The organism is Wolbachia endosymbiont (group A) of Phasia obesa (genome assembly GCF_964028125.1).
Taxonomy (GTDB): domain Bacteria; phylum Pseudomonadota; class Alphaproteobacteria; order Rickettsiales; family Anaplasmataceae; genus Wolbachia; species Wolbachia pipientis.
Window position 1 is genome coordinate 653863 of record NZ_OZ034764.1, and the last position, 13882, is coordinate 667744.

At 35.1% G+C, this 13882-nt stretch carries 9 protein-coding genes; 2 read left to right on the forward strand and 7 right to left on the reverse strand.

Annotated features, from left to right (window positions below; genetic code table 11):
* Positions 1–250: 250 nt before the first annotated feature.
* Positions 251–1429, reverse strand: coding sequence for a ribonuclease D (locus tag ABWU29_RS03365; RefSeq protein ID WP_141457325.1), 1179 nt, complete (start codon positions 1427–1429; stop codon positions 251–253).
* 133 nt (positions 1430–1562) lie between these two features.
* On the opposite strand from ABWU29_RS03365, the gene ABWU29_RS03370 reads away from it, so the two are divergent.
* Positions 1563–1961 carry a hypothetical protein gene (locus ABWU29_RS03370; RefSeq protein WP_007548550.1) on the forward strand — a complete coding sequence of 133 codons (399 nt, stop codon included), beginning with the start codon at positions 1563–1565 and terminating at the stop codon, positions 1959–1961.
* 989 nt (positions 1962–2950) lie between these two features.
* On the opposite strand, the gene mutS is transcribed toward ABWU29_RS03370, so the two are convergent.
* The 3 genes from mutS to ABWU29_RS03385 all read right to left on the reverse strand — a co-directional run bounded on the left by mutS (position 2951) and on the right by ABWU29_RS03385 (position 7126).
* A complete protein-coding gene (mutS, locus tag ABWU29_RS03375; protein WP_141457327.1) occupies positions 2951–5461 on the reverse strand; it encodes a DNA mismatch repair protein MutS in 2511 nt (836 codons plus the stop codon).
* Between the two features lie 478 nt (positions 5462–5939).
* Positions 5940–6758, reverse strand: coding sequence for an ankyrin repeat domain-containing protein (locus tag ABWU29_RS03380; protein ID WP_141456816.1), 819 nt, complete (start codon positions 6756–6758; stop codon positions 5940–5942).
* 185 nt (positions 6759–6943) lie between these two features.
* The gene (locus ABWU29_RS03385; protein ID WP_006279522.1) at positions 6944–7126 is read right to left on the reverse strand and encodes a hypothetical protein; all 183 of its coding nucleotides are present in this window, start codon (positions 7124–7126) and stop codon (positions 6944–6946) included.
* A 397-nt stretch (positions 7127–7523) separates the two neighbouring features.
* Between ABWU29_RS03385 and ABWU29_RS03390 the strand changes: the two genes are divergently transcribed.
* On the forward strand, positions 7524–8231 hold the full coding sequence (locus tag ABWU29_RS03390) for a TerC family protein (RefSeq protein WP_141456817.1): 708 nt from the start codon (positions 7524–7526) through the stop codon (positions 8229–8231).
* Between the two features lie 32 nt (positions 8232–8263).
* On the opposite strand, the gene guaA is transcribed toward ABWU29_RS03390, so the two are convergent.
* The 3 genes from guaA to ABWU29_RS03405 all read right to left on the reverse strand — a co-directional run bounded on the left by guaA (position 8264) and on the right by ABWU29_RS03405 (position 13707).
* Entirely contained in the window at positions 8264–9826 is a 1563-nt protein-coding gene (gene guaA / locus ABWU29_RS03395) for a glutamine-hydrolyzing GMP synthase (protein ID WP_353280127.1), read from the reverse strand.
* 961 nt (positions 9827–10787) lie between these two features.
* Positions 10788–12572 (reverse strand): ribonucleoside-diphosphate reductase subunit alpha, encoded by a 1785-nt coding sequence (locus tag ABWU29_RS03400; RefSeq protein ID WP_353280128.1) that lies wholly within the window; start codon positions 12570–12572, stop codon positions 10788–10790.
* Between the two features lie 58 nt (positions 12573–12630).
* Entirely contained in the window at positions 12631–13707 is a 1077-nt protein-coding gene (locus ABWU29_RS03405; protein WP_141456819.1) for a methyltransferase domain-containing protein, read from the reverse strand.
* Between the last annotated feature and the right edge of the window lie 175 nt (positions 13708–13882).

Consider the following 13882-nt stretch of genomic DNA (forward strand, 5'->3'; position numbering starts at 1 on the left):
CTAGATCCCAGTGTCAAGCACATAACTATACGAACATTGCAATTTGTAGGTGGTGTCATCCCAGTCTGGGATCTAGCTTTTTGGTAATTTTATCGAAAATGTTTGCTCGTTTACAATCAATTTTCCTGGATCGAAGTAGTCAAGGCACTGGGATGACACCCTACTTAACCGTCATACCGCGATTCATTCGCGGTATCTCTTAGCCGCTAACAAGTAGCGGGATGACGATTGTCGATAAATCTAAGTTACTTTAGCAACAGTTATTCTCCACTAAATTACTCTGAATTTTGGTTATATTATTTGCGGATTTCACTGCTGAAATCTCAAATTTTGAGCTTGTGTTCAAAAATGATTCAACTGACCTGCCAAAAAAATCATATCTCCATCCCTTGAATAATTTATCTGTCTGTCTAGATATTGACCCGGTTAACTCATCTTTTGAAGAAACTAATTTCCTTGATATGTTACTTTCTTTACATTTACTATCTAAAATAATTGAGAGTATATCAAGTACAGATTTATCATAATTACTCGATAAGGTGTTGTTTTGCTGCATCCAATTTCTCTCATTTTCATTAAAAATATTCACAAACTCTAGTAAATCCGCATCTTTTATATTTTTTGTATTCCTCTTGAGATCATCTAAAATCTCATCAACATGCTCTACATTTTTTTCAATAAAATCAGCTATTACAGCATTATTGATTATTTTATTACGGTTCATATTATAGCGCTGTGCTAAGGTTTCTTGCCACTCACTAACTGCTTTAACAGTTAGTATCAATCTTGGATTTACTTCATAATTAAATTTAATCCTCTTCCATGCATCTTTTGGGCTATGTAAATACTTATTTATATCAACTATTGATTCCATCTCTTCTTGAAACCAACCCATCCTATTATTTTCTTCAAGTTTATTGCACAATATTTGGTATAGGTCATATAGGTGTACCACGTCGTTTACTGCATAATCTAACTGATCTTCGGACAACGGACGCCTTAACCAATCTGAATTTTTAGCTTTAATTTTATCCAGTGCTATTCCTTGATATTGCTCCACTACTTTTGAGTAACCAATAAAGTCATGATAATAATGACAAAACATAGCAGCAACTTGGGTATCAAAAATGGGAGTGGGAATACATTTAAATACAGTGAGTAAGGATTCTATATCCTGCCGGCAGCTATGAAACACTTTGGTTATCCCCTGATTTAGCATTATTTTCTTAATGAATGATAAATCAATTTCTGGCACTAATGCGTCTACAATAAAACTCTTCTCTCCGTAAGAAATTTGAATTAACGATAATTTTGGGTAGTAGATTAAATTATTTCTAATGAACTCCGTGTCAACTGCTATAAATTTTGGCTTTTTTGCTATCAACCCCTCACATATGTCCTCCAGCTCCGACGTTGTATTAATTAACATATGTTTTTTATTCAGTGGTTCTACTTTACTACTTATATTAAATTTTGCAATTAGAGTCACTACGAAATTAGTAATGGAGCTTGCTAGTTACTTATAATATTATAAAGTGTTTGTTATGTAGTGGTGAAGTGTTATGGTAGATTTTATAGACCTTTTTCAAGGAAGTAAAGATTTTACGATGTGCATGCACAACGGTTCAGGGGATGCAATATATAATCGATGTATATCTGCTGTAAGAATGGACCCGCCATGTATGCATGGTGAATCTATTCAAGGTTTGTTTGAAAGTTCGTTTGAACAAGGTGTTGTGACTGTTAGAGTGAACTTAGACTTAGAAACTTTAAATGTAGTGGTATATAAATCTCCTCCAACTTCTGATAAGCTTGACGCATTTTCACTAGCATATCAAATAGACAGATATCACATAGATGAGAATACTATAGTTTTTGATGAGAAAGTAAATACAATAAAATTTGATATATCAAATCCTTTAAAACATAAATTTATTACATTTGAGATTTTTAAAAGATAAATTATAATTCTGGTTCATTTATAAAAGGCTAGACTTAACGTGCCAGGCAGGAATTAACTGAAAGAAAAATTGAAGTAGCAAGAATTGATCTAGTTTGATATTACTAATATAGTAAATCTCTGGATATATAATAAGAACTAGATTCCAGCGTCACGCGCTGGAATGACAGGGCTATAGGTATCATCCAAGTAGCCTCTTTCTTGTCATCCCAGTGTCCTGACACTGGTTTCCATCCAAAAGGGTGTCATTCCAGTCTGGAATCCAGATTGGACACTGAATTGGTGAGTGTAAAATTCTACGTCATACCGCCGCGGCGCTAACAAGAGATCCCGCTAACAAGCAGCGGGATGACGGTTGTCAGGCTAGCTGTCATCCGAGTAGCCTCCTTTTTTTGTCATCCCAGTGCCCAGACACTGGGATGACACCCTACTAGCGGAAGTTACTCTCAAATGTTTGTTCATGTTAGCCACAAACATTAAGAAATTTACCAAATGAAAAAAAAGGCAAAAGAAGCCCTGGGGTTATTATCCGCTTTAAAATATTGGCGTTTTTTATGTTTTAAACGCTTGACAAGCGAGATTCAGCCGCTTTTAATTGCAACTAACTTACGCTGCAAATGTTTAAGAAATTTACCAAGCAGAAAAAAAGACAAAGAATCCCCGAGTTAGCTAGTCTTTTACTATCTCTGTCGAGTATTGGCATTTTTTGATGTCTTGTAACGCTTTATAAGCGCGTTCAGCTTATTTAGATAAAAATCTAGATGTAGATGAAGTTTTGTAAAGACATACAGTATCTATATACTGCAAAAAATTGAACATAAGACGCCGATACATTAAGTAATCCTTACCTTTTAATCTGCAGATTGGCGAAAGCAAATACAATAGCTTCACTATCATGATAAGGGCGCTGGCGAAGGGTGTCAAGTAAGTTTTTCGTTTCTATAGCTACTACCACGATTGTATAGGTAATTCTTCACTTATAATAATGATTCAAGCCTTCAGCTCCTCAAATACCTCACTTGCTCTATTTAAAACAGAATCAGGAAAACCAGCAAGTTTTGCTACATGTATTCCATATGACTCATCTGCAATGCCTTCAATTACTTCATGTAGAAAGATAACCTCTCCGTTCCACTCTCTTATTTTTACACAAAAACATTTCACGTTCTTCAAGTATTTGCTTACTTTAGTTAATTCATGATAATGAGTTGCAAAAATGGCGCGGCACTTATTTACATTGTGAATATGTTCAATCACCGCCTGTGCAATAGATAATCCATCATACACCCCTGTGCCCCTACCAATTTCATCAAGTATCACCAAGGAACGGTCCGTTGCCTGATTTACTATCGTTGCTGTTTCGATCATCTCTACCATGAAGGTAGAATAACCAGCTGTTATATTATCCGTTGCGCCAACCCTGCTGAATATCTTGTCAATCACTCCAATATGTACACTCTCTGCTGGCACAAATGACCCCATGTGAGCTAAAATTGCAATGAGAGCGTTTTGCCTCAAGAAAGTGCTTTTTCCAGCCATATTAGGACCAGTAATTAGATGTATACCAGCTAAATTGATGCTATTTGCAATGAATTTATCGTTAACTTCAACCACTGGATGTCTTCCGCTACAGATATTGAACTCTTTGCTGTCATCAATAATGGGTTTTACGTAATTATTTTGCACTGCAAGCTCTGCAAACGCGGTTCTAATATCAAGTTTTGCCAAAGCATTTGCAGCAAGAGCAATTTTTTCAGACTCTTTAGCAACTTCACTACACAGTTCACTAAAAATTTTCATTTCTAAGCCGATTGCAGCATCACGTGCCGTAAGAATTTTATTTTCTAGTTCTTTCAATTCATTAGTAGTGTAGCGCATGCTATTTGCTAAGCTTTGCCTATGAATAAATATATCCGAAGTTATTTTGTGATTTGCTGATACTTCAACGTAATAACCGAGTATATTGTTGTGCAATATTTTGAGTGCGGCAATGCCAGTTAGGTCGCGATAAGATTCACGGAGCTTAGTTACCAACTTGTTACTGTTGTTCAATATATAAGATAACTCAGATAATTCTGAGTTGTATTTTGGGTAGATAAACCCTCCCTCTTTCACGGAACTGAGATTATTATCAAGTATAGCACTATTTAGCAGTTCAAATAGGTCTTTATGATTACCAAGGCTCTTATGTATTGTGCTGAGTTCACTCTCGTCACTACTTATCACCTGAGTAGTAGACACTGGTTCCTTTTCTCCGGTCAAGCACTGGAATGACATCTGAGAGTTAATTTCTGATTTTTCACTTAAACAATAATTATGCAAGGTAGACAGAAACTCAGACAACTCTAAAGTCTTTCCTAGGCCTATTTTCAATAGGTTCATATCCTTTGGTGAACCACGCCCTAGTATTAAGCGCGATAAAGACCTCTCAATATCTGGAATGTTAGATAATATCTCTCGTATTTTTCTGCGTGGCTCATGATTATTTACAAAAAATTGAGCGGTGCTGAGCCTCAAATTGATTGCCTTGGAGCAAGCAAGGGGTGAAGCGAGCATTTGTTTGAGCAGGCGTCCACCAGAAGCTGTAACTGTATGATCAATAACTGAAATTAGTGAACCTTTCTTTTCACCAAATTGAGTTGAAAACAACTCAAGATTTCTCCTTGCTGAAGCATCAATAAGCATGAAATTTTGTTGCTTATAGGTTTTTGGGAATTCAAGCCTTGGAATGGAGCCCCTTTGCGTTACTCTGACATATTCAAGCAGTGCACCACACGCCATGATTTCTACTTTGCTGAAATTTCCTATACTCCCAAGTTCCCTGATTTTATAAAACTCGCATAACGTTCTGTGAGATTTACTATACTCAAAAAAACTCTGTGCGTGTTGCGTAATTGATATTTTATAATTTTTTAAAATCGATCTAATTTTTTCATCCTCAGTGAATTTTTCAGAAATTAATAATTCTCTTGGTGATATACGCAATAAATCACTATCTAGAGCTTTCAAACTCGTTAAAGTGTGAAAAAATTTTCCCGTCGATAATTCAAGCCAACTAATAGCATATTCGTCATTTTGTTCAACTATGGACGCGAGATAATTATTGCTTTTATCCTCCAGTAGTGAATCTTCTATAATTGTACCTGGAGTTACAACTCGCACTACATCACGTTTTACTATGGATTTATAGCCCCTCTTTTTTGCTTCATCAGCAGTTTCTAATTGGTCACAGATTGCTACTTTGAATCCTAAATCTATTAGCTTGTGTAGGTAAGATTCACTACTGTGTGCTGGCACTCCACACATTGGTATTTCTTGCCCACACGAATTACCTCTCTTAGTGAGCACTATATTCAGCAATTTCGCAGCTTTAATAGCATCATCGAAAAACAATTCATAAAAATCTCCTAGCCTATAAAATAGCAGATGATCTTTGTATTGAGCTTTCAGGTTCAAATACTGCTCCATCACAGGGGTGTTTTTTTCTTTTACGAAGCTCATAATATTTTTTAATATATTGTATTGATAAACGTTATTATAGATTATATTGCACATGTGGATAACATAAATTTTAAATAGGTGTATAGAGGGAAAAATTTAAAACAATTAAATTTCTTGGATCCAAGTAGTCAGGACACTTGGATGACATAAAGAGTAGGAGTATTTGATGACAAAAAAACAAAAAACGCAGTTGTCATTCCAGCGCGTGACGCTGGAATCCAGCTTCTATGCAACCTCATCAAAAACATTCATTTAGTGTAAGATCAGCTACTTTCCATGCTAGTTTACAAGCAAACTTTTCTGGATCCCAGTGTCAAGCACTGGGATGACATCATAGGGGCGCTGGGATGACACCCTCCTTGTGTGTATTATAGCTAAAGTGACTTACGACAATTTGAAAAACGACACATTCGTCATTCCGCTACTAGTTAGCGGAATCTATACCGCGAATGAATCGCGGTATGACGTGTTGCTTGGGTCAGCTATATGTAAGTTGTGGCCCTTCTTTATTATTTTTATTAGCGGCAGTTGTATCATCAACAGATATTTCAGAGCTAACAGTGCTAATAGTTTTTTCTATCGCTTTAGCCTGTTCATAGTCTTGACTCAAAAAATACATGGCCAGTCCAATAGCTATACTAGCAACAAGAGAAGATGCTATCATTACACCTAGTATCATACCACCAGAAAGACTTACTGCAACACACACACCAGCTCCAAGTACAACACCAAGAAAACCACCAATTATTACGCCAGGCACCAAACTGCCTACCATAGCGCTTTCTTTTTTCGTATTAGCTTGTTTTTTCATACTTTTAATAAGCACTTCTTTTGTTTCTCCTTGAGCTAAATCTAAAGGAATTTTATTATCCGCGTTTTGTATCAAAGGATTTGCACTATATGTAACAAGAAGGGTGATTATTTCTTCAGTTTTATTACCTATAACTGCATGATGTAGTAATGTATTTCCCTCTTCATCTTTAAAGTTTATATGAGTACGAAATTCTTCATCTAGATTTCTTATTGGGTTGTTTTTTGCATATATCCCAGATTGTATTGCTCTATCTAAGCATTGTATCACTTGTTCTAGTGATTGCTCGCCAGGATTTTGTATAAAATGAAGCAGAATTTCGTGTACTATCGCTTCCTTTGTAGTTTTTGGGCATCGTAAAGCGTAATTAAATGTCTGTGTAGTAATAACTTCTTCTTTTCTTTTTTTAAGAACAACCCTTAAATCTTCAATCGCCTTTTCACCATCTTTTATTCCAAGAATTATTGAATCCAAATTATTTATCATGCTATCCTCCTTGGTTTGATTGCATTGCTCATTAATAAATAATATAATAAATCCTGCTAAAAGTCAAGCAATTAATTAATAAGTTAATATAATCCTCCAAAAGGAGCTCCTTACTTTTTGTTCAGCATGTCCATTGGATCAGACTCTTTAAGCTTGCTGTTTGCTGAATTTATTCATCACAATAGCTACAATGTGCTATCGAAGTTCTCTGTAATCTTAGTTGGTTCTTCTAGAATATTCAAAATATCAGTTGCACAATAAACCCGATCTCTCTTTCCTTGAGAAGTTTGTGAAACGATGCCTAAATCTTCAAGCTTTACGATTGCTCTTTGGGCTGTTGTAAATACGACACCTAAGTTTTCAACCACTTTCCTTATAGTAAAGTAAGGGTTTAAAGACTATTAACTAAATCATTGTCCCATTCAAATTTTGGTGGCAAGGGGCTTGGTATAAATGCCTGATAACCAGCGAATACTTTGCCTGATGGTGATCCTTTAATATACATTCATTCAACCTAGCACACTATTTTTATAGTATATATTATTTTCAAATAAAGTCAAAAATGAAAATAAGGCTTTATCTTATTTGCGTGCATGAAAATAAGAAACTCTCTTATTATTGATTTTGCTCAAAAACGAAAATAGAAGAAGCTGCTGAACTTTATATATCCTGTTTTTCTGGAGAACTGCTATAAAACTTCTGAGTGAAGTCACTTAATTTTTACACATCTATTGTAGAGTAAGAAGAACCGAATTTGAAACAAAAATGCTAACTGATGCTTGGACTTTACTGACACTTACACTACTTGAAACTATACTTAGTGTAGACAATTTAATCTTTATTTCTCTAGCAATAGATAAGGTACCAAATGCGCTGAGAGAAAGAGTGCGCCTTATGGGCCTTGGATTAGCACTATTAATGCGTTTTGTAATACTATTTTTTACATCATCTATATTGTCAATGCAAAAACCTATATTTCACACTGCATCAGCAAGGGATTTACTTATGATCGCAGGGGGATTATTCCTTATTGTTAAGAGCTCTATGGAGTTACGGGATGACATCTTTGTATGTAAGAAAAATAAAAAGAAAGCAAACGTTAAATCAAAATTTTTTTTAGTTGTGCTACAAATTATATTAATAGATTTAGTTTTTTCGGTTGATTCGATATTAACTGCTATAGCACTAACTTATAACATGGTAATAATTGCTACAGCATTTACATTTTCCATGCTAGCAATGCTGTTTTTATCAAGTTATACCGCCCAGTTAATCAAATCTAACCCAGGGTTAAAAATAATCGCCATTTTATTTATTTTACTTGTCGGTGTGTACCTCATACTTCATGGATTTCATATAGAATTACCAAAAGGATATTTGTATTCTTCATTTATGTTTGCACTGCTTGTGGAAATTATAAGCAAAATAAAGAAAATTAACCGTCATACCGGGATTCATTCGCGGTATCTCTAGATCCAGCTAACAAGCAGCGGGATCTTTTTGATTTACTCCCACTCAATAGTTGCGGGTGGTTTAGAAGTGATATCATAAACAACTCTATTTACTCCGGGAACATTATTAACAATTATACTGCCAACATTCTGTAAAAAATCCCAAAATACTAGCAAGTGTTGATCCTTATTTTCAAATGGAAATGCATCAGCTGTCATACCATCAGATGATGTTACAGCCCTTAAAGCACAAACATATCCATACGTACGACCATCTCCCATAACGCCTACAGTTTTTATTGGTAATAATACAGCAAAAGCTTGCCATATCTTATCATATAGATCGTAATTTTTCATCGTATTAATATATATTTCATCTACTTCTTGCAATATTTGCACCTTTTCTTTATCGACTTCACTTATAATCCTCACTGCAAGTCCGGGTCCAGGAAATGGATGTTGAAATATTATCTCGTCTGAAAGCCCAATTTCCTTTCCAAGTAGCCTTACCTCATCTTTAAAGAGGTAACGTAAAGGCTCCACTAACTTCAGATTCATCTTTTCTGGCAACCCACCAACATTATGGTGAGACTTAATTGTACTAGTGTTGTCTGAGGCATGCCCTGACTCAACTACATCAGAGTAGATGGTACCTTGCATCAAAAAATCCACATCACCTATTTTTTTTGCTTCTTCTTCAAACACTTCAATAAAAGTGTTACCGATAATTTTTCGTTTTTCTTCTGGATCAGTTATTCCCTTCAATCTACTCAAAAATAAATTTGATTTATCAACGTAGTTTATCGGAATCTCTTTCAACATAGCAATGGTCTGGTTCTTGCGTAACAACCCAGTATCGATAAAAATACAGTTTAATTGTTTTCCTATAGCTTTATATGTGAGAGCCGCTGCAACACTTGAATCAACCCCACCACTTACTGCAGCGATTACTTTTTTCTCTCCTACTACATTTTTGATTTTTTCCTTTTGCTCCTCAATAAACGACTTCATTGTCCAGTCTCTTTCGCAATTTGCAATATCCAAGAAGTTAGAGAGCAATTTACTGCCATTTGTTGTGGGCCTCACTTCAGGATGGAATTGAGTACAGTAAATCTTTCGCTGTTCGTTAACAATCATTGCAATTGTTTGATTTATCACACCTGATGCGATAACAGTAAATCCCTGTGGTATAGTATCAACACTGTCCGCATGGTTCATTAATACATCCACTTCAGAATTAACATCCCAGGTATCCTTTACAATGGGGGATTCTTTTAGTATCTTGATTTTAGTTCTACCAAACTCCTGTTTGAAACTCTCTTTTACTTTTGCTCCAAAATAATGACAAATGAGTTGCTGTCCATAGCATATTCCAAGTATAGGAACGCTTGTTGCCTCATTAAGTTTTGTAATTTCATGTACTACTCTACTTGTTTCAGAACAATCATCATTTACAGATTGTGGTCCTCCAGAGAGAATAAACCCATTGAATTTTGATATTGTTTCAAAACTGATGTTGCTTGGAAATATCTCACAATAAACGCCCATTCCTCTTACTTGTCTTGCGATAAGCTGTGTAAACTGTGAACCAAAATCAATAATGGCAATTGCTGACAATTTGCTCCTCCATATTATTTAAAATGATATCTGATAATAAAGAAAATAATGGAGTAAGTAAACCAAGACCTGTTTAAAAGCTTTAACGCGTGGTACAAGTTAGCTATATAGCTAATTTTCCTACACCATACCGCTGCGGCGCTAACTAGTAGCGGAATGACAGCAATCTACGTCATACCGCCGCAGTATCTCAGCCGCTAACAAGTAGCGGGATTATCTTCATGCTGCCACGAACCGTCATACCGCGATTCATTCGCGGTATCTCGGCAATAGATCCCGCTAACAAGCAGCGGGATGACGAGGTATAAACTTTATCGTCATGCCACCGCGAACCGTCATACCGCGATTCATTCGCGGTATCTCGGCAATAGATCCCGCTAACAAGTAGCGGGATGACGATTGTCGTTTAGCCATAAATGTTTAAGAAATTTACCAAATGAAAAAAAAGGCAAAAGAAGCCCCGTAGTTGGCTAATTACTTACATTATACTTTCAAGTATGGCGTTTTTTTATTCTAAACGCTTAATAACCGCGACTCAGCTGCTTTTAAATGCAACTAACCTTAGCTATAAATGTTTAAGAAATTTACTAAACAGAAAAAAAGGCAAAAGAAACCCTAGGGTAGCTAGTTATTCACTATCCATTTTTTAAGTTGGCGTTTTTTTATGTTTTAAACGCTTTATAAGCGCGTTTCAGCTTATGTAGGTAGAAGTTTGATAAAGACATAAGGTGCACATAGTGCAAAAAATTAAACATGAGACGCCAGATACGTGAGTTTTTTTGTCATTTAATCTGTACAGAGAAGATAAATAAATAGCTTCAATTTTATGATAAGAGGGCTGGCGGAGTTTGTCAAGAAAGTTTTTTCGTTTCTATTCCCAATAAAAGTGCGTTATATGGTTATGCAAGAAGTCTATTTACCCATTTGCTTAACTTTCTCTCTACTTTTTTGAGTAAGGCCGCTATTGGCATGACAGACATTCATCGTAGTCAATATCTGTTTTTTGTTGCAATATTTCACTTTTTTTGAATATGTCATGCGAGACCTTATCGGCTCTCTGCATTGATTGTGATCTGCAGTAATATAAGCTCTTCAATCCTTTTTTCCAAGCAAGCATGTGTATTTTGTGCAAGTAACGTTTATGTACGTTGGCAGGTAAGAACAGATTTACTGATTGAGATTGACAAATATACGAAGTTCTATCACTTGCATGTTCTATAATCCATCTTTGGTCAAGCTCGTACGCTGTTTTAAATGTCAATTTTTCATGCTCACTAAGAAAATCTAAATGCTGAACGGAACCCTCGTTTGTTGAAATTGAAGACCATATTTTATCATTGTCTTGATTTTTTTCTGCTAATAGTTTTTGCAAGAATTTATTTCGCACTACAAATGAGCCTGTAAGTGTCTTTTGTATGAATACGTTTGCTGCATATGGTTCTATTCCAGGAGAGGTATTACCTGCAATAATGGAGATCGAAGCAGTAGGAGCAATAGCGAGTTTGTGTGTAAACCTTTCCATTAGATCAACTTCTTTGGCATCAGAACATGCTCCCTTTTCTTCTGCTAATTTTTTAGAAACTATATCTGCTTGCTCGCGTAAATACTTAAATATTTTTTTATTCCATTGTTGTGCTGTTACTGATTCAAAAGGAACCATTTTGCTTTGTAAAAATGAGTGAAAGCCCATCACACCAAGACCAATACTGCGTTCTCTGGCTGCAGAATATTTTGCTCGCTGCATTTCATTCGGTGCTTTATTTATGAAATCTTCCAATACATTATCAAGAAAGCGCATTATATCTTCTATGAAGAGTTTATTGTCTTTCCATTCTTCGTAGTACTCAAGGTTTACGGATGATAGACAACACACAGCAGTGCGTGACTTATTCAGGTGATCATAACCTGTGGTTAAAGTTATTTCACTGCATAGATTTGACATCTTGATGTCTAAGTTGAGCTTTTTGTAAGATTCTGGCTTATTGTTATTTGTTGCATCAAGGAAAATAATGTAAGGTTCTCCAGTTTCAACTCTTGCTGTTAATATTTTGATCCATATATCCCGCGCTTTTACAGTTGAAATAACCTTATTGTTGTGAGGGCTTATTAAATTCCATTCTTGATCATTCTCAACAGCCTGCATAAATTTATCTGTTACTATTACAGCATGATGTATATTTAACGCTTTGCGATTTGGGTCACCGCCTGTTGGCTTGCGTAAATCTAGAAACTCTTCTATCTCCGGATGAGATACAGGAAGGTAGACTGCTGAACTTCCTCGCCTTAGGGATCCCTGACTAATTGCAAGCGTTAGAGCATTTTGCACTACAATAAATGGAACAATTCCTGATGTTTTGCCGCTACCCTTTACGCTTTCGCCTATTGAGCGTAAATTTCCCCAATAACTACCTATGCCTCCTCCACGTGCAGCAAGCCAAACATTTTCATTCCATAGATCAACTATTCCCTGCAAGCTGTCTTCGGTTTCATTAAGAAAGCAAGAGATAGGTAACCCTCTCTTAGTGCCACCATTGCTGATTATTGGTGTTGAAGGCATGAACCACAAGTTGCTCATGTAGTCATAAAGACGCTGCGCATGTTCTTTATTATCAGAATAGTAATTAGCAATACGTGCAAAGAGGTCTTGATAACTTTCATTTTCTATTAAATACCTGTCTGATAGAACTGCTTTTCCAAAGTCGGTTAATTTGCTGTCCTTTGCGTAATTAATGGTAATGTTATTCATAAAGTTCCTTTTATTCTTTTATTATATATAGATACTTAAAAGTCATTTTGAGCGATTTTTAAGTTAGGTTTTTCGGATTTTCTTGTTGATGCTGTAATGCAAACAAGATACCGTTAACCTGACTGCCATATATTTTACAGTAACTCATATAACTTATTTGCATATTTATTTCTTTTGCAACATGTTGAACATAACTTTCTGAGTGACGAAAATAGTCTCCTTTATTTACAAAGTCAATACCTTCACCTTCCTTTCTTCTTATTAAACATACAATAACCCCTTTTTTGCTCGTAGATCTTTTTGCTAATTCCAATTCTTCTTGAAAGTCATGTAGATAATGTAGCACTTCAGCAAAGATAATTACATCATACTGCTGGTTTTTCTCTTGTTTAAGAAACTCTTTCATTTCCATATGTATTAATTCATTGTAAACAGGCTTACCTTTTATAAAGCATCCTCTTGCGATATTTAGCATTCTACTTGAAATGTCAATTCCTATTATATGGTTTCCAATACTATTTATTTTCAAGAAATGACCACATATTCCAGTTCCACAACCAAGGTCGAGTATATTGAGCTCAGAAGTGGAGTTGTTGAAGATTTTTGTAATTATCATGTGTACAAGTTCATGCCCTCTATATTGTTTGGCAATCAACCAATGCTCAACAAAATATTCACCTGTGTAATCAAAATATTGTCTTATGAGGTTTTTTGGCAATTCTGTAATAGGCGCTGAGTTTGTCATTTTTTTTATATAGTAAGACGCCTCCTCGTGGTCATTATCTAATTTTAGTGCCCTTGTTAAATAATTATAAGCTTTGTTAGTATTCCCTACCGCAAAATGACACCTTCCGATGTTATACCAGACTATAGGTAAATGGGGGTAAAATATGCTAATTAACCAAAATCGTAACTTTGCATCTGATATGCTACCTTTATAAAAGTGATATAAACCGATTTCAATGTTGGTGTTTAACAGGTTCTTAGATTTTTTAAGAAGCACTGTCATTTCTTTATGAAGAGTATTATATTTATTCACAATGAAGTGTTTTACTTTCTTAATATTTAATACGCCAATGAGCTTAGACATACAATTTAAAGCAACGTTTTTTATAAAAGAGAGATTACTTTTCATACGTTAGAAATACTCCGAATGTTTATTATCATTTTTAGGCAATTGATTTTAACACATTTTATCTTACAAAATATCTTTTTTATTAATTTTTACTGTATATATAAGTTTACCACATATTTCTCAGATTATACTGTTTAGGATTGCTAGTATATTGTTGTTGATAATATAAGTAAAT